Origin of the sequence: Vibrio halioticoli NBRC 102217, from assembly GCF_000496695.1 — a bacterium.
In the GTDB taxonomy this organism is placed as follows: domain Bacteria; phylum Pseudomonadota; class Gammaproteobacteria; order Enterobacterales; family Vibrionaceae; genus Vibrio; species Vibrio halioticoli.
The window spans coordinates 17296-35572 of record NZ_BAUJ01000010.1; the positions used below are offsets into that span (position 1 = coordinate 17296).

Below are 18277 nucleotides of genomic sequence, written 5' to 3' on the forward strand. Positions count from 1 at the left end.
TGCGTTAAAGAACTCAGGAAGCGGATCTTACTGAAATATTCCAATCTGCAGCATTTACTAACGTCGAGTCTTTCACTGAATTTTCCTTGGAAGTTTCACACCTTGACTGGGGTAATACTCAGATATCCGCAAACAAGTTACGACAACTTGCGCAAAATAATGGTGATTACCTACCCGCAACACAGCAAACGATTTCAACCAACGACATGGAAGCGGTCATCAAGCAAGCCGCTTGGGATTCAATCACCCTAAATCGCCCTGATATATTACAAGCGGCTATTCGAGGTTATATCGAAGAATATGGGGTGCAAAAAGTGCAAGCCAAAACCAACCTTAAGAGCAGACCGAGTATTTATAAGGCTTTAAACCCAAAAACCTCACCAAAATTTGATACATTGGTTCAATTAGCTCATGGCGCATTCACTGTAAAAACCGATTCTGAGGCTCATCTTTAAAACGCAATACCCTAGTGTCCGCCGAGCATTTAGCGATCTAAAGTCCGAAGCCAAATGCTTGTTTTCATAGCAAACCTTGCGCAGTGCCACAAAAACCTCGACTTATCTCCAACAACGCACTATTTATTAAGATCTTACTGTTACATTTGACAAAAAATGAACCTGATGGCGTTCAATTTATAAAAGGGATACTTTACAATGCCTTTTCCCTTACGTGCCCTCTCCCAATAGCTAGGTTAAATAATGAATAACGATAAAAGACCGCTGTATATTCCACACGCAGGACCTGCATTATTAAGTACGCCTTTACTCAATAAAGGCAGCGCATTTACTGCGGCTGAACGCTCTTACTTTAATCTCGATGGCTTGTTGCCTGAGAATACTGAAACCATTGCTGAACAAGTCGAACGTGCTTATCAGCAATATCAGCAGTTTGATAACGATATGGATCGCCATATTTACCTGCGTAATATTCAAGATACTAACGAAACGCTCTTTTATCGCTTAGTGCAAAACCACATTACTGAGATGATGCCAATCATCTACACGCCAACGGTTGGCGCGGCTTGTGAAAAGTTCTCTAACATTTACCGTCGCGGACGTGGTCTGTTTATCTCTTACTCAAACAGAGAGCGTATTGACGATCTGCTTAACAACGCTTCAACGCACAATGTAAAAGTCATTGTTGTTACCGATGGCGAACGTATCTTAGGTCTGGGAGACCAAGGTATCGGCGGTATGGGCATTCCTATTGGTAAGCTCTCTTTATACACAGCATGTGGCGGTATCAGCCCTGCTTATACCTTACCGATAGTGTTAGATGTTGGCACCAACAACCCACAACGTCTTGCTGATCCTATGTATATGGGATGGCGTCATCCTCGTATTACTGGCGCAGAATACGACGAGTTTGTTGAAGAGTTTATCCAAGCGGTGCAACGTCGCTGGCCGGATGCGTTGATTCAGTTTGAAGACTTTGCGCAGAAAAACGCCATGCCACTGCTTAAACGCTACAAAAATCGCATCTGCTGTTTTAACGATGATATTCAAGGTACTGCAGCGGTAACTGTCGGCTCTTTGATGGCGGCATGTCACGCTGCTGGCAGTAAACTTTCAGAGCAGCGCGTCACTTTTGTTGGCGCAGGCTCTGCTGGTTGCGGCATTGCTGAGGCAATAGTGGCACAAATGAAACTTGAAGGGCTTGATGAAGACAAGGCGCGTGAGCGCGTCTATATGGTCGACCGTTGGGGCCTATTGCAAGATGGTATGCACAACCTATTAGACTTCCAAAAACCTTTGGCGCAAAAAGCTTCGCACCTAAGTCAATGGCAAGCTGAAGGTCCTGATTATTCACTATTGGATGTGGTTGAAAATGCTAAGCCGACTGTGCTAATTGGCGTATCGGGAGCGCCGGGGATATTCAGTCAGCAAGTGATAGAAGCGATGCATAAGCATTGCCCTCGCCCAATTGTATTCCCATTATCGAATCCAACCAGTCGCGTAGAAGCGGTGCCAAAAGACATTTTGGAATGGACACAAGGCCAAGCATTGGTCGCAACCGGTAGCCCATTTGCTCCTGTGATCCTTAACGGACAACGCATCGAGATAGCGCAGTGTAACAACAGCTACATCTTCCCTGGGATAGGACTTGGCGTGTTGGCGGTATCAGCATCACGCATCACCGATGAAATGTTAATGGAATCTAGCCGAGCATTATCCGAGTGTTCACCGCTGGCGATTACAGGCAGTGGCGCACTATTGCCACCGCTTGAGGAGATCCATTCCGTATCGAAGAAAATCGCCTTTATCGTCGCAAAACAAGCTATAAAACAAGGCGTAGCGTTAGAAATTACCGATCAGGCAATTAAAGAATCCATCGACAACCATTTCTGGCAACCAGTATACCGTCGCTATAAACGAACCGCGTTCTAGTGATAAAACGCACCCGAGATAGACTTACGCAATATTGGCGCCAAACCTCCCTTTGGCGCATTGTCGTGCACCTGATAAAAGTACTCGTACTCCTCGGAGGGGCGATTGGTTTGTCGATCATTTTACTGCTTAGCTCAGTGGATTTTTGGATGAGCTATCAGGCTAAAGGTCACATTTACAAACAGGTGAAATCGACGCCAGAAAAAGACATTGCCCTTATCTTAGGTACAAGCAAATACATTGGCAGAACACGCAATCCTTACTACACCTATCGCATTAATGCCGCCATCGAACTTTACAAACAAAATAAAGTGCGCGGATTTTTGTTAAGCGGTGATAACGCCCATCGTTCATACAATGAGCCTTGGACGATGAAGAGAGACTTACTTGCCGCAGGTATTCCTGAACAACAAATTTTCTTAGATTATGCTGGATTTCGAACCTTAGATTCGGTAGTACGCGCCAAGCAGATTTTTAATCTGGATGATTTTATTATCGTTACCCAGACTTTCCATTGTGACCGAGCACTGTTTATTGCCAACTATTACGATGTAGATGCGGTGTGTTTAGGGGTGCCTTCTCCTATGCCGTCGTCTTGGTTTAATGTGCGATTTAGAGAAGTGTTTGCTCGAACCAAAGCCATGCTCGACCTATACATTATCAACACACAACCTAAGTTTTTGGGCCCGCAACAGTCTATTTTGAACATGTTACCTACTTACGACTATGGGCCAATCATGCCTAGATTTGTACCAAAGAGTAATGATTCTGACGACAATGAGTCGAGTTAACGGACAATAATGGGGACTGTCCCACCGCACATATTAGGGTATTGTTTTTCACAAAACTTGACCCATCCTTGAGTTTTTAAAATTAGAACCAATATACCTATAATCAGCATATTCTATTCGTCTCATTAATTACCTACAATCGAGTCGGAATTAAAAAGGATCAAATACTTATGAGCAATGTTAAACACTGCAAACTTCTTATCTTGGGCTCTGGTCCTGCAGGATACACAGCGGCAATTTATGCGGCTCGCGCCAATCTTAATCCGGTGATCGTGACAGGTATGCAGCAAGGCGGACAGTTAACCACCACCACAGAGGTAGAAAACTGGCCCGGTGATGCAAGTGATTTAACAGGCCCAGCATTAATGGAGCGCATGCAAGCGCACGCCGAAAAATTTGAAACTGAAATCATTTTTGACCACATCAATAAAGTGGATCTTAGCCAAAAACCGTATCGCCTAATCGGTGATAGCCAAGAATTTACTTGTGACGCCTTAATTATTGCAACCGGTGCTTCGGCAAAATACATCGGTCTTGAATCAGAAGAAGCCTTTAAAGGCCGCGGCGTATCCGCCTGTGCCACCTGTGATGGTTTCTTCTATCGCAATCAAGAAGTCGCGGTTGTTGGGGGGGGTAATACCGCGGTCGAAGAAGCGCTTTATCTATCTAATATTGCGGCTAAAGTGCATCTTGTGCATCGCCGTGATTCATTCCGCGCGGAAAAGATTTTGATTAAGCGCCTAATGGACAAAGTAGAATCCGGCAACATTGTTTTGCACACTGATCGCACCTTAGATGAAGTGCTAGGCGATGATATGGGCGTAACAGGTGTGCGCCTCAAAGATACCAAATCTGACACCACGCAAGACATCGCGGTAATGGGCGCATTTATCGCCATTGGTCATCAGCCAAATACCGGTATTTTTAAAGGGGAACTAGAGATGAATCACGACTACATTGTGATCAACTCTGGCCTTGCAGGTAACGCCACTCAAACGAGTGTTGCCGGTGTCTTTGCCGCAGGTGATGTAATGGACAGTCACTACCGTCAAGCCATTACTTCAGCTGGTACCGGTTGTATGGCGGCACTTGATGCCGAACGCTATCTTGATGAAATTGATAGTTAAGTTAAATAATACCCTCTTGTATTGAAATCTTAGCGTCCACGAGTAACAACCGTGGACGTTTTTCGATATACTCTGCAAATCAAAATTATTCTCATTTAGTACCTAATTCATGGATAAGAAAACGCAAAGCGAGTTAAGCCGATGGCTAAAACAGCAAAGTAAACTGGCAAAGCGATGGCTAACCCTTACTGTGGTAGCCGGCGTTGCTTCGGCAATAACCTTGATTGTTCAAGCGTCATTGATTGCACAAATTCTGCATAGCTTGATCATCAGCCATCAAAATAAATCAGAGCTCATTCCCTTATTTGTTGGCCTTGGTGCAACCGTTGTGGTGCGCAGTCTATTGGCATGGGTACGAGAAATTGCAGGCTATCGCAGCGGTGAGCAAATTCGCGTTTATATCCGCGGACTGATCATTGATAAAATGCGCCGTTTAGGCCCTGCACACATTAAAGGCAAAACCGCTGGTGCTTGGGGTACTATGCTGATTGAGCAAGTGGAAGAGATGCAAGATTTCTTCGCTAAATACCTACCGCAAATGGCGCTGGCAACGCTAGTCCCGTTGATGATTTTGGTGGTGGTGTTCCCGCAAAACTGGCTTGCAGGCCTAATCTTCTTACTGACTGCGCCTCTTATTCCTTTTTTCATGGCTTTGGTGGGCAAACGCGCCGCTGACGCTAACCGCAAAAACTTCAAAGCCTTACAGCGCTTATCTGGGCATTTCTATGACCGACTGCAAGCAATGACTACCATTCGCTTGTTTGATAGAGCTGCTGACGAAAAAGAGCAGTTACACGCCGCATCGGAAGTCTTTCGAGAACGCACTATGAGCGTGTTAAAAATTGCCTTTTTATCGTCAGCGGTATTGGAATTTTTCACCTCAATTTCTATCGCCTTAACCGCGGTGTACTTTGGTTTTACCTTTATCGGTGAGCTTAACTTTGGTCACTACGGCACTAGCGTTACCTTGTTTACCGGTCTGTTTATCTTAATTCTGGCCCCTGAGTTTTATCAGCCACTGCGCGACTTAGGCACTTTCTATCATGCCAAACAACAAGCGATTGGCGCAGCTGAAAGCATTGTTGAGTTTTTGAATATCGAAGAGCCAGAGCAAAAGCAGAAGAACCAGCAAGCAATTGATAAAAAATCACACTGCGTTATTGAAGCGCGCGATCTAGTGGTGACGAGCGCTGAAGGCAAAGTATTAGTTGGCCCGATTAGCTTTACCTTACAAAACGGTCAAAAAACGGCATTAGTTGGCCCAAGTGGCGCAGGTAAAACCTCGCTCATGAATGCCCTACTTGGCTTTTTACCTTACCAAGGCAGCTTACAAGTTAATGGCATTGAGCTTGCCGAAGCGGATTTGGATAGCTATCGCGGCTTAGTCAGCTGGGTGGGACAAAACCCATTGCTAGTACACGGCACCATTGCTGATAACCTAAATCTGGCGCAAAAACCGTTTACTGAGCAAGAACTGCAACAAAAAATCAAACAAGCGCATGCCGATGAGTTCATCGATAGATTGGGACTTGAACACCCTATATCGGATCGCTCAGGCGGATTGTCTGTGGGTCAAGCACAACGTATTGCCCTTGCCCGCGCATTGTTGCAAGACGGTCAATTCTGGCTTCTTGACGAGCCAACCGCCAGTTTAGATGCGCGCAGTGAATCACTGATTAACCAAAGTCTACAAAGCGCCTTGGTCGATAAAACAGCACTGATGGTGACTCACCAATTAAATAACTTACAAGTAATGGATCACATCTTCGTTTTAGAAAGTGGCAAGCTCACCCAGCAAGGCACTTTTGCAGAGTTACAACACCAAGGCACCTTCGAGAAAATGTTAAATCAGCAGCAACAAGGATTGGGAGGCGATATCGATGCGTGAGTTACTGCCCTACCTTAAACTTTATAAAAAACATTGGTTTGGCCTATCGTTAGGTATGATCTTGGGTTTTCTAACCCTATTTGCTTCCATTGGTCTATTAACACTATCTGGCTGGTTCTTATCGGCGGCGGCAGTGGCAGGACTGACAATCGCTCGCGAAACCTTTAACTATATGTTACCGGGCGGCGCCGTAAGAGGCTTTGCCATGGGACGCACCGCGGGTCGTTGGGGTGAACGTGTAGTCTCGCACAACGCGACCTTTAAATTGCTGACTGATTTGCGTGTGTATTTTTATCAAAAACTTACGCCATTGATCCCAGGCCGTATTGGCGTACTTCGAGACGCGGATCTGTTAAACCGTTTGATTGCAGACGTTTCAGCAATGGATCACGTTTACCTGCGCTTAGTGAGTCCAGTGATTCTGAGCATTTTGGGAATCTTCTGTTTATCAGGCTTTCTTATTTGGTTTGATCGCGATATTGGTTTAACGCTTGGCGTGATACTCATGACCTTAGTCTTGGTGTGGCCGGTATTGTTTTACAAGCTTGGTAAAGGCAATGGTCATAAACTGACGCAAAACCGCGCCGACCTACGTATTCGCGCCTTAGATTGGATTGAAGGACACAACGAACTGCTGTTATTTGGCGCAGAAAAACGTTACCGCGAGAAAATAGATCAAGCGCAAATGGCACTGATGAGTAATCAAGCCATCAATGCGCATATTACAGGTCTTGCCAATGCCCTACTATTAATGGCCAGTGGCTTTACCCTGATTTTGATCCTGTGGATGTCCGCTGATGGCGTTGGCGCTACAGGGCCAAGCCCATTAATTGCGTTAGTGGTATTTGCCACGCTGGCAAGCGTCGAATTGCTAATGCCTATTGCCGGTGCTTTCCAATACTTAGGGCAAACTCTTGCCTCAGCTAGACGCCTTAACGAAGTGATTGGCGCAGAGCCAGAAGTGCAGTTTGCCAACTACTCTGAGCCTCGCGCTCGCTTTGATCAAGACGATGCCATTCAATTTAACAACATCTCGTTTGGTTATAGCGATGAACAGCACTCTCCTTTAGCAGTGAAAGAGCTGTCTTTAAACATTGCCAAGGGCAATAAAGTAGCCATTTTAGGTAAAACTGGTAGCGGTAAATCAACGTTAATTCAACTACTTACCCGCTACTGGGATGTGAAGCAAGGGCAAATCAATGTTGCCGGACAGCCGTTAACTTCTCTATCAGAATCTGAATTACGCAGTCTTATCTCTGTAGTAAGTCAGCGGGTCGATATTTTGAACGGCACCTTGCGCGATAACCTATTAATCGCAAAACCTGATGCGACTGATGAAAAATTAGCAAGCACATTGTCAAACGTTGGACTTGAGTACTTAATGCAAGAGCCTGGGCTTGGACAATGGTTAGGTGATGGCGGTCGTCAACTGTCTGGCGGAGAGAAACGTCGCATTGGTATTGCGCGTGGCATATTACATAACGCCCCTATCCTACTGTTAGACGAACCCACAGAAGGCTTAGATCGCTCAACCGAATCACAAATCATGTCATTGTTAGAGAAGCACTACCAAGACAAAACCGTGATTTTTGTTACGCACCGTTTAGTCGGCCTAAGTCAAATGGATAACATAGTGATTCTTGAGCAAGGCGAAATTGTTGAACAAGGACAATATAACGCCCTGCTAAAACAGCAAGGTCGTTTTTATCAGTTACATCAGTCTCTATAAAATAGCGACTGACACAAACTAAAGCCCCGTCTACTTATCAACAGTAAACGGGGCTTTTTGTTTTTAATCACGTTGTAGCGCAGCAATAACGCAATACTTAGAAGCCCTCTAACACTATCTTGCCCCGCGCTTGTTGCGATTCTAAAAGTGCATGAGCTCGCTTTAAGTTCTGCGCATTGATAGTGCCAAAATGCTCACCGAGCGTGGTGGTGATCTGCTTATCATCTATCATTTTTGCCACATTGGCTAAGATATCATGCTGAGTCTGCATATCGCCGGTTTCAAACATCGAACGGGTGTACATAAACTCCCAATGCAATGAGATACTTTTTGCTTTTAAAGCGCGAATATCAAATGTCATAGGATCATCAATTAAACCAAACTTACCTTGCGGTTTAATTAGCGTCACCACCTCTGGCATATGTTGTTCGGTATTGTTCAAACTCACCACATAATCAATGCAATCTTTCATGCCTAATTGTTCACTCATTGATTTGTTGTGGTCGATGACTTGATCCGCGCCAAGTGACTGTAACCACTGCACAGATTCAGGGCGCGAAGCGGTAGCAATGACTTTAAGCTTGGTAAGCTTTTTCGCCAACTGCACCATAATCGAACCCACCCCACCTGCCGCACCGATAATCAATAAGGTTTTATTAGCACTGGTATCTACTTGTATGCGATCAAACAGCATTTCCCACGCGGTTAAACTGGTCAATGGTAAAGCCGCCGCTTGCGCCACACTCACCGAGGTCGGTGCTTTACTGACAATACGCTCATCCACCAGCTGATATTCTGCGTTGGTGCCAGAGCGATTCAGATCTCCGGCATACCACACCAAATCGCCAACCTTAAACAAAGAGACCTTATCACCCACTTCATCCACCACGCCAACAGCATCCCAACCGATGATCTTATAACCTGATTTAGGCGCAACATTGGCGCGAATTTTGGTATCTACCGGATTGACGGATACCGCTTGTACTTTTACTAAGATATCGCGTCCGGCTACAGATGGTTTATCTAATGTAATGTCTTGTAAGGACTGTTCTGCATCGATAGGTAAATTAACTTGATACCCAATTGCTTTCATCGTTATTTCTCCATGTACATATGATCAACTATACAACCAGTTTAATTGACACGTTAGAATTGAAAAACTAAGCTACATTCAAATTACTTTTTACTAAAAGTTAATAATGAAATCGTTACATGATATTCGAGTATTTTTAGAAACTGCCAAACTGGGTAGCCTTTCTGCTGCCGCGCGAAGCTTAGACCAAACTCCAGCGGCAATCAGTCGCACCATTCAACGGCTAGAAGCTGAGTTGGGCGTCCCCTTATTTATCCGCTCTACTCGCAAGCTTAGACTATCTTCGCAAGGAGAGTTATTTCTTCCACGTTGTCAGCAAGCTATGTTGATTTTTGAGCAAGGCATTGATGAGCTGACTGAAACCGATAAAGAACTGTCTGGCAATATCTCCCTATCCATGCCATCGGATACTGGGCGGGCGGTGATCATGCCGTTAATTGATGAATTTATTGCCCTACATCCCAAAGTGACCGTGCATGTACACTTATCGGACGATTACACCGACCTGTATGAGCAAAACGTGGATGTGGCACTGCGCATTGGTGAGCCAGAAGATTCGAATATGGTGGCGATTACCTTATACAAAGAGAACTACCGCATTTTGTGCGCCTCTCCGGATTACCTTGCCAGTCATAGCTCAATTACTCACCCTGACGATCTGCAAGATCATAACTGCTTATGCTTTACTCTAAATTATAAACTGCACAATCGTTGGCATTTTATTCACAGTGATAATCAGCAGCAGTGCATTGTGAATGTGACCGGCAATCGAAAAACCAGTGATGGACAGATGGTGCGTCAGTGGGCCGTAAATGGGCATGGCGTGGCGTATAAATCGCGCTTAGATGTACTGGATGATTTGCAACATGGTCGATTAGTGGCGCTAGCACAGCAGTGGCGCGGAGAGCACGCCCCGTTATACATGATATTCACCGACCGCAGTCAATACAGCAGCTTAGTGAAAGAGCTAAAAAGCTTTTTACAACAAAGACTTGCTGAAATATGTGACGCATAAAAAAGGCCACAGAGTGAATGCTCCATGGCCTATTTACAGTAATTTTTCGCAAGCTTGGGGCACGGCTTAAGCGGCGTGCTTAGCCTCAAACTCATGCATAAAGGCAACTAACGCCGCCACACCTTCTTCTGGCATAGCGTTGTAAATAGACGCACGCATGCCACCTACCGCGCGGTGTCCTTTTAATGCCACTAGGCCTTTTGCTTCTGCTTGCTCTAAGAAGATAGCGTCTAGCTCAGGTTTGGCTAATTGGAACGGCACATTCATCAATGAGCGGTTGTCTGGATGTACGTCATTTTTGTAAAAATCTGACTCATCAATGGCGGCATACAGCGCTTTTGCTTTATTGCGGTTGCGTTTTTCAATCTCAGCCACGCCACCGATTGATTTTAACCACTTAAACACCAAACCAGATAGGTACCAAGCGTAAGTTGGCGGGGTGTTGTACATAGAATCTTTTTCATCCAACAACTTGTAGCTCAAGGTGCTAGGTAAAATCTCGCTGGCCAAATCCAATAGATCGTCACGTACGATAACCAAAGTAATGCCCGCAGGACCGATGTTCTTTTGCGCGCCAGCATAGATAACGCCAAATTTGCTAACGTCGATTTTGCGAGACAAGATGGTCGAAGACATATCCGCTACAATCGGTTTGTCAGTAACTGGCAAATCATTGATTTCGATACCATCAATGGTTTCATTTGGACAGTAATGCACAAATGCAGCATCCGCATCTACCGACCAAGATGCCGCAGGAGTAATCGCAACTTTGCCATCAATTTCGGTTTTTGCATCAATCACTTGAACGTCACAATATTTGTTCGCTTCTGCAATCGCACTGTGTGCCCAATATCCGCCATCAACATAACAAGCTTTAGTGGATGTTCCGAGTAAGTTCATTGGTATAGCCGAAAATTGCGCGCGCGCCCCACCCTGACAAAACAATATCTTATAATTGCTCGGTACTTGAAGCAGTTCGCGTAAATTACTCTCTGCGGTATTGGCGACTTCAATAAACTCTTTACTGCGGTGACTGATTTCCATCACTGAGCGACCCATACCGTTCCAGTTTACAAGCTCTTGCTGAGCTAATTCCATCACAGCTTTTGGTAGGCCTGCAGGTCCGGCACTAAAATTATAAATGGCATCCATTTTGTTTACATACTCCAAGTGATTCGATCAATGTATCCTTTGACTATACCCCAGCTTAAAACAAGAATTAAGTCTCATCTTGATATAAAAAAGCCATAGCGAGAATAAAGTGCCTCGCTATGGCTTATTATTTAATGCCAAGCGCAGTAATTACCACGATTAGCACTATTATCTTATTGGTTTTATTGAACTTGATGCATTAGCATCGGAGCTAATAACGACACCACTGGAACCTCTTTGCCATTGGCAAACTTAATGTTTCCATCGTCAAGTTGCAGTGACAAGCTATAGCCATCATCGGTTTGTGTCGCCACTTCCATGATCAATAGTTCATCTAAGTTTTGCTGAATGAACGGATAAGCCATCACCAAATCGCTCGACACAAATGCATTCAAGTTGCCTTTAAATAGATTAAGTAATTGCAACATGTCTTTTGATGAATCTGCACTTCCAGCCGGCAAATCAAGTTTCCAGTTCGTTTCAAAATGCCCTTCATCAATATCCACATTGAACTTGCTCAGTGACAAAGTGAACCCTTTTGCCAGCAATGCATCCACTTTAGGCAATACTTTTTCAGTATCAGCGTGCGTCCATTGTGGCGTGCTTTGGTACATTTGAGTGATGTCTAGGAAAGAAGAACGATCAAAGCCTCCGGCGGTAAAGTTCAGGTTCAAATTCGCCGCTTCACCATCGTGGTTTTTAAAATCTTTTACCGCAAGCTGATATTCACCTTGCAAGGTATCAGCCGTTTCGTCTTCACTGGTTTGGAATTGGTAGTTAAAGCCGTTCACTTCCAGAAGATTTACACCTTCGTTATCATCAATCACAAAGCTATCAACAGACACCGTTTGCTCGCCAAGCCATAATTCTTGCTCAACTTTACCATCGCCTTTGCTGGCTAATCCGCTAAGGCGCACCATACTGCCAGATTGGTAATCTAGCTCCACAGAAGGCATGTTCAATTGATAATCAATTTGTCCTAGTACAGACACTGAGCCATTTAACGATAGAGACTCTAACAACACTTTCATTGGCGCAGCGCCGTTGACTTCAAACTGCTGATCTTTAACTTCAGTAGAAAACTCAGTATTGCCGTTCAGCTGAGTTTTAGTGTTCAACACCAATGCTGGATTTTGCGCGTAAGACGTTTCGCCAGTAATACTGACCAAGCCGTGATGAATGACATGCACAAATTCATATTGTGTTGGCCAGCCATACGCTTGTAACTGCGCTAAAGCTTGTGGGTCGGTCACTGTGACTAAGGTTTTTGCTTCTGAGGTAAAGTAACCTCTGTGATACTCTTCAAGCTCAACCTTCACATCTGAATTAGAAAAATTCTTCACACCATCGGTAAGAATGGTCTGTCCAATTTGTCCAACCGCAAGTGGCCAAATTCCGACAATAGCAATTGCACCGCCAGCTGCGGCCATAAGTTTTAATTGTTTCATTTTTTATGATATCTATTTCTGACGTTTAAATATGTTTATACAGAACTAATGGAGATAAATCAGCCTTTTCTGTATTTTTTATTGTTTACTGACCGTAACATTAACTGGCTCTCATTCAGCCGAAAATAACTCTGTTACAGTGCAATAAAAAACTGGGTTGATTATGGTCCAATATTGCGTTCTTTGTATTGAAGACTGTCCTTATTCGCTGTCAATGCTACAACTTGCCTTCAAACCTTTTGAGCGCAAGTTTACACTGCTGTTTGCAAAAGATGTACAGCAAGCACAGCAGCATATTGAATATATCAAACAAAATAAGGCTGAAATTGCCCTAGTGATGGCATCACAAAGCTTGCATCACGATAGCTCACAGCTGTTACCTGAGATTGGACGCAACTACCCTAACTGTCGTAAAATCCTCACCTGCGATCCTAATCAACTGCAAAGCCTTGTGGTAGCGATTAACGAAGGGCGTTTAGATCACTGCTTTACTTACCCTTTGCAGGCCGAAAATACCCATAGCGTGATTAAAAACGAGCTCACAGAATTTATTATTTCTCAAAGCAAGATTGATTGGCTTCCTTATGGTTCGGTATTAGACAGTCAAAAAATCATGCGCGCACACATAGAAAAGCGCATTCACGCCTACCGCAGTGATTTTATCCGTGATTATCACTCCATTAGCGATGATGAATTATCAGAAAAAGTGTGTGCCGAGCTAGACCGCTTTTTCACTAAACATAATAAAGACAACACTATACGTTATTATTCATCCTCACATTTACTCACCGAGGAAGGTTCCCCCAATCAGTATTTGTGGTTTATTCTGGACGGGAAAGTCGCATTATATAAACAAGATGAACATGGCAAGCGTCGAGAAGTTGCCCTACACGGTAAAGGCGGCATCATTGGCGGCATGTCGTTTGTCAGCGGTGAGCAGTCGTTTTCTACTGCTTTAACTTTAAGCCCAACTAAGGTCATCAAGCTAAGCAAAACCACCTTTACTAAAGTCATGCATTCCAACAGTAGCTTATTGCCGCTGTTTACCAACTTATTATTGCGCCACTTTAACCGCCGATTACAAGGCAGCATCCATACCAAGCTTCAGCTTGAGCATACGTTTGAATCACTCAAGGCCGCACAATCACAATTGGTCGAAAATGAAAAAATGGTGGTACTGGGGCAACTGGTTGCTGGGGTGGCACATGAGCTCAACAACCCCATTTCGGCGATATTGCGCAGCTCTGATACTTTAATTCACGAAATCACCCGTGATACTGAATACTTCAACCCAAGTAGTAAACGCCTAAGTAAAAGCGTGCTCCAAAGAGCCTTGGTATCAAATCCTCTGCCCACTGCGGTGCTTAGGCAAAAATCCAGTGCCATTACCCATCTTGTGGAGAGTAAACAACAAGCTAAGATGGTGATAATGATGGGATTGGAATCTGAAATAGAAAAGCTCAGTCATGATCCGCAACTTAGCACTATTTTGACCGAGCTCGAGCATTACTACACCGCAGGCACTACCCTTCGTTCCATTAACGTTTGTTCAAGCCGCATCGCCGACATGGTAAAAAGTCTGAAAAGCTATGCGCGCTCTGATGAAGAGTCGATTAAGAAAGTAGATATCCACGAAGGCATTGAAGACACCTTAGTCATTTTTGAAAATCGCTTAAAAAGCATCGATGTGGAGCGAAATTACCATAATATCGGGCCGACTTTATGCCAACCCAATGCGCTGCAACAAGTGTGGACCAATTTGGTGTCCAACGCATTAGATGCCATGGGTAGCGATGGCAAGCTCATTATTCACAGCAGACTTATCGACGATGTCATAGAAGTGATCGTTGAAGATAACGGACAAGGCATTGATCCGTTACAATTGGAGCACATATTTGAGCTCAATTTCACCACCAAAAAACAAGGGGACTTTGGGCTAGGTATTGGATTATCGGTATGTAACCAGATCATCCATCAGCATCAAGGAAGCATAAGCGTAAAATCTGAAATCGGTAAAGGCACGCAGATGATTGTGCGTCTGCCGTTTACGCCATAAATGGTCAATTAAGGAGGCAATGGATGAACAAATTATTAATTTTATGCGTCGATGATGAAAGAGATGTTCTCGATAGCGTTGTGCGTGATTTACAACACTTCGGCGAATTTTGCGATATTGAAGCGGCAGAATCTGTAGCGGAAGCAAGGGACGTTATTGCGCAATATCAGGCTGAAAATACACCTTTAGCCATGATTTTATGTGACCACATTATGCCAAAAGAAACAGGTGTGAACTTTTTAATTGAACTGCACGACAATCCAAAAACACTCAGCAGTAAAAAGATCCTGCTCACCGGTCAAGCCGATCTCAATGATACGGTTAATGCGATTAATCATCACTGCCTTGATTTTTATATCGCTAAGCCTTGGCAAAAAGACGAGTTGATCAACATTGTCACCTCGCACCTAACTCGTTATGTGCTAGACACACAATCCGACCCCATGCCGTGGGCAAAATACTTGGATACAGCAAAAATATTGCAAGCAATGTCAGAAAAGCGCATTCAATTTGGCGAATAAGTGTGCGAAACCCGTTAATTTGCAAATTTTAACAGAAAATTAGCCTAGATAAGCCTCTGTTTTAGTGGAGGTAATAGCTAGCTTCTATTAATATATTTGAACGACTTAAGGCGCATCATTTCACATGTATGATGATGGGATCACTCCCGTAAGCCAAGGACACACAATTACACCAAGTAGGTTATCAAGAATTATGCGTAAACTAGCCTGTGCTGCACTCGCTGTAGCAGCTACTTTTTCCGGCACAGCCTTTGCTGAAAGCCCAGCAGTAATGAGCAACTTCAACTACGACTACGTCGATGCCCGTATCGGTATGGCTCCGTTGACCTTTGGCGCTGGTTTCAGTAAGTCAATTCACCCGAACGCACACTTCGTGACCACCATAGATTCTGAATTCGAAGATGACTACAACCTTCGTGCAGGTTTAGGTTTCCACGCTCCAGCGACTAACTGGGCCGACATTACTGGTGAAATGCTACTGCGCGTTGTGGATAACCATAAGTACAACAACGAAGTGGGTATGGAAGTTAACCTAGGCTGGCGTCAATGGTTAGGTCCACAATTTGAAGTGGGCGGTCATGTTGGCTACGTGACTATCGACAGTAACGACGATTGGATGGGTGGCGTATATGGTCGATTCCACGCGACCGAACTGTTCTCTCTAGGCTTAGAAGGCAAAATTAATGACTTCTACGGCGATCAGTTAATGCTGACTACACGCTTTGTGTTTTAATCATTAGACAAATTATTCGATATAAAAATGGCTACCTGTTGGGTAGCCATTTTTTTGTCTGTATTAAGCCTTAACTGAACGGTTAAAACTCATGAGATTTAAACTGGTTGGTTAAAGGATCGTATTGATAACCCACCCCAGCCAGTTTATCGGCTAAACCGCTGGCATCAATTTCATATACACTTGCTAGCTCTTCGATACTGTCACACTCAAGACGAAGTTTCTCATTGACGATACCCAACAAAATGTTGCCATCCCAACGTTTAATGTTACTTAAATCCATCGTTCCACCTCTGCGCTGCCCAAAATCCTTACCATAAGATTAGTTGTTCAGCGCTGTTTTGACAGTGATCGCAGGCAAAATTTTAATAAAATAACGGTAACAGTAAGTAACTTCCTAACATGCAGCACAGCCATGCCACGCCCACTTGCAGTATATGAGCGGTTGATGAACGAAACAGATGCCAACACCAAACAAACACCGCCAAAATTAAGGCTGGAAAAGCACTGATAATCGCGTTGAGTACCCATTTTGTATCAGTAGGCCATGCCCAATACGCCTGAATCAATACCGATAGCACCACCAGCATTAACGATACGACTCCCGCAACCGGCAACAAAGTATGGAAGGCTTGTAAACGTGTTTTCGCTCTAATCATCAATAGATGCGCCAAAACGGCGCCTAAGAAGATAAGTTCTGAAATGGCCAAGCATAGAGAGCCGGCTAAGAATAAGCTTTGATTGCTGACAATGGAGGCCAGCCATAGCATTAACGATGACAGCAGGGCTAACCACAACAAAAATATCGGGCCGCTGTCTCGAGTTTTACCGGTTTTGGTTTGTACAGAAAAATACACCAGCAGAGCGGCCGGAATAACAAAGACAGGCATAGCACCAGCACTGATAAAAAACAAACAGGCAATAATAGGGATTTGGCGATGCAATCGCCCTCTTTGCCCTGGGCAAATTTCACCTTTGAGTAGCGCGATAATCAATACCGCCAACGCACCTATGGTCATGGGCAGTAGAATGTGAGTCGATAATTGAGCGTAAATGTGCATAAAACCGTTGTTCAAGAGTGTTGTAGATGAAGTAGTTTAACTGTCATCATCTCGATTACAATCCTGTTCCAACATTAAAGTAAAAAGCGCTATCCTCTTCACTAAATGCGATGTCTATTCCGCCATGTATGCCATATCTACGAGCAATGAGATAACGAAAACCCGTGCCATATGCCCAGTGCATATCATCAAACATACTGCTCGCGCCTTCATTGGCATCGCCAATGCCGCTATTACCACCTGCACCGCCAAATAAAGACACGCTCCAACGAGGGGTAAACTGCCACATCAATTGACTTTGATAAGAGCTAGTATGGTTTCCTTGATATCGATTCGCCGCAATACCACGCAAATCAACATCAGGGTAGGCTAAAGGTGGCAAGCGGGATTCGTTGGTGGTTAATGCGTTATACTCAGCGGCGAAGGCTAACGTCCAGTTAGTCGCAATAGGCAGATACACACGGCTAGAAGCTAAAAACGTCTCATAATTATTGTCACTGCCAAACCCTTCTCGAAACCACAAATACTCGGCATTAAAATCCCAACCACGGGTCGGATAAAACAGACTGTTTTTGGCATCATATTCAAGATTGAATCCTAGCCCTGAGCTCTTAGTTTTGCCTAAACTGTAAGAATTACCATTACCAAGACCGCTATTTAACGTCACTTCACTGTCGGCATAAAACTGCTGTACACCGACGAACAGTGAGGTCTCTGGCAGGCGAAATTGTAACTTCTGTATCCCGCCGAAACCTTCTGTTTCTAGCTCTACCCCTTTGTCTTTTAACGCAGCAGACGAAAATGGGTAAAACTGCATAATAGCGGAACCAAATCCTATCCCACCCAAATAACGGATAGAATCTTCTTTCCACACTCGGCGATGCCCAAGTAAAGCAAACCAAGTGCCGTTTTCCGTCATCGCCCCCCCAGCTACGGTCACGGCAGGTGGAATGAGTTGCGCTCCGCCATCGACAGATTGTAACGCCACTTTGCGTCGCTGCTCTTTTTGCGCTTCAGTTTCGTGTAAAAACATCCCCACAACACCAAAACCATAGCCAACAGCAGGTTCGGTAATGATCACAGGAATGGGTAAGAAACCATAAGCATTTTCGGCAAGATACTCTCCCATATCAAACTGACCATCTAAAGGATCAGTAAAATTGGTTGCATGAGAATACGGGGTACACAAACTGGCTAACGCAAGCCCTAACGTACTTCGACACAAAGTTCTCGGCATATTCAATAAATCTTATATATATGAAATTAAAGGAGTATT

At 44.3% G+C, this 18277-nt stretch carries 16 protein-coding genes; 10 read left to right on the top strand and 6 right to left on the bottom strand.

The window, feature by feature from the left end:
- Nucleotides 1-86 precede the first annotated feature (86 nt).
- From VHA01S_RS04530 to cydC, 6 genes are all read left to right on the top strand, one after another.
- Entirely contained in the window at nt 87-455 is a 369-nt protein-coding gene (locus VHA01S_RS04530) for a helix-turn-helix domain-containing transcriptional regulator (RefSeq protein ID WP_023403172.1), read from the top strand.
- A gap of 243 nt (nt 456-698) precedes the next feature.
- Nucleotides 699-2387, top strand: a complete 1689-nt coding sequence (locus VHA01S_RS04535) for an NAD-dependent malic enzyme (protein WP_023403173.1) — start codon at nt 699-701, stop codon at nt 2385-2387.
- Between the two features lie 149 nt (nt 2388-2536).
- Complete coding sequence (locus tag VHA01S_RS04540) at nt 2537-3178, top strand: SanA/YdcF family protein (RefSeq protein WP_119006016.1); 642 nt, start codon at nt 2537-2539, stop codon at nt 3176-3178.
- A 170-nt stretch (nt 3179-3348) separates the two neighbouring features.
- A complete protein-coding gene (gene trxB / locus VHA01S_RS04545) occupies nt 3349-4305 on the top strand; it encodes a thioredoxin-disulfide reductase (RefSeq protein ID WP_023403175.1) in 957 nt (318 codons plus the stop codon).
- A gap of 109 nt (nt 4306-4414) precedes the next feature.
- The gene (gene cydD / locus VHA01S_RS04550; protein WP_023403176.1) at nt 4415-6193 is read left to right on the top strand and encodes a heme ABC transporter permease/ATP-binding protein CydD; all 1779 of its coding nucleotides are present in this window, start codon (nt 4415-4417) and stop codon (nt 6191-6193) included.
- Nucleotides 6186-7922, top strand: a complete 1737-nt coding sequence (gene cydC, locus VHA01S_RS04555) for a heme ABC transporter ATP-binding protein/permease CydC (RefSeq protein WP_023403177.1) — start codon at nt 6186-6188, stop codon at nt 7920-7922. Before cydD ends, cydC begins: the two co-directional genes overlap by 8 nt.
- Before the next feature lie 97 nt (nt 7923-8019).
- On the opposite strand, the gene VHA01S_RS04560 is transcribed toward cydC, so the two are convergent.
- Nucleotides 8020-9015, bottom strand: a complete 996-nt coding sequence (locus VHA01S_RS04560) for a zinc-binding alcohol dehydrogenase family protein (RefSeq protein ID WP_023403178.1) — start codon at nt 9013-9015, stop codon at nt 8020-8022.
- Nucleotides 9016-9121: 106 nt separating this feature from the next.
- On the opposite strand from VHA01S_RS04560, the gene VHA01S_RS04565 reads away from it, so the two are divergent.
- Entirely contained in the window at nt 9122-10030 is a 909-nt protein-coding gene (locus tag VHA01S_RS04565; RefSeq protein WP_023403179.1) for a LysR family transcriptional regulator, read from the top strand.
- 66 nt (nt 10031-10096) lie between these two features.
- Here the strand turns inward: VHA01S_RS04565 and serC are convergent, their stop codons facing one another.
- A complete protein-coding gene (gene serC, locus VHA01S_RS04570) occupies nt 10097-11182 on the bottom strand; it encodes a 3-phosphoserine/phosphohydroxythreonine transaminase (RefSeq protein ID WP_023403180.1) in 1086 nt (361 codons plus the stop codon).
- A 182-nt stretch (nt 11183-11364) separates the two neighbouring features.
- Entirely contained in the window at nt 11365-12630 is a 1266-nt protein-coding gene (locus VHA01S_RS04575; RefSeq protein ID WP_023403181.1) for a DUF945 family protein, read from the bottom strand.
- Between the two features lie 163 nt (nt 12631-12793).
- On the opposite strand from VHA01S_RS04575, the gene VHA01S_RS04580 reads away from it, so the two are divergent.
- The 3 genes from VHA01S_RS04580 (at nt 12794) to VHA01S_RS04590 (ending at nt 15940) form a co-directional block, all read left to right on the top strand.
- Nucleotides 12794-14686, top strand: a complete 1893-nt coding sequence (locus tag VHA01S_RS04580; protein WP_039970159.1) for an ATP-binding protein — start codon at nt 12794-12796, stop codon at nt 14684-14686.
- Nucleotides 14687-14709: 23 nt separating this feature from the next.
- Nucleotides 14710-15207 carry a response regulator gene (locus VHA01S_RS04585; protein WP_023403183.1) on the top strand — a complete coding sequence of 166 codons (498 nt, stop codon included), beginning with the start codon at nt 14710-14712 and terminating at the stop codon, nt 15205-15207.
- 193 nt (nt 15208-15400) lie between these two features.
- Entirely contained in the window at nt 15401-15940 is a 540-nt protein-coding gene (locus VHA01S_RS04590; protein ID WP_039970161.1) for a hypothetical protein, read from the top strand.
- An 82-nt stretch (nt 15941-16022) separates the two neighbouring features.
- Here the strand turns inward: VHA01S_RS04590 and VHA01S_RS04595 are convergent, their stop codons facing one another.
- The 3 genes from VHA01S_RS04595 to VHA01S_RS04605 all read right to left on the bottom strand — a co-directional run bounded on the left by VHA01S_RS04595 (nt 16023) and on the right by VHA01S_RS04605 (nt 18238).
- A complete protein-coding gene (locus VHA01S_RS04595; RefSeq protein ID WP_023403185.1) occupies nt 16023-16223 on the bottom strand; it encodes a DUF4250 domain-containing protein in 201 nt (66 codons plus the stop codon).
- Between the two features lie 82 nt (nt 16224-16305).
- Nucleotides 16306-17001, bottom strand: a complete 696-nt coding sequence (locus tag VHA01S_RS04600; protein ID WP_023403186.1) for an HI_1241 family integral membrane domain — start codon at nt 16999-17001, stop codon at nt 16306-16308.
- Between the two features lie 55 nt (nt 17002-17056).
- Nucleotides 17057-18238 carry a BamA/TamA family outer membrane protein gene (locus tag VHA01S_RS04605; RefSeq protein ID WP_023403187.1) on the bottom strand — a complete coding sequence of 394 codons (1182 nt, stop codon included), beginning with the start codon at nt 18236-18238 and terminating at the stop codon, nt 17057-17059.
- Nucleotides 18239-18277 lie beyond the last annotated feature (39 nt).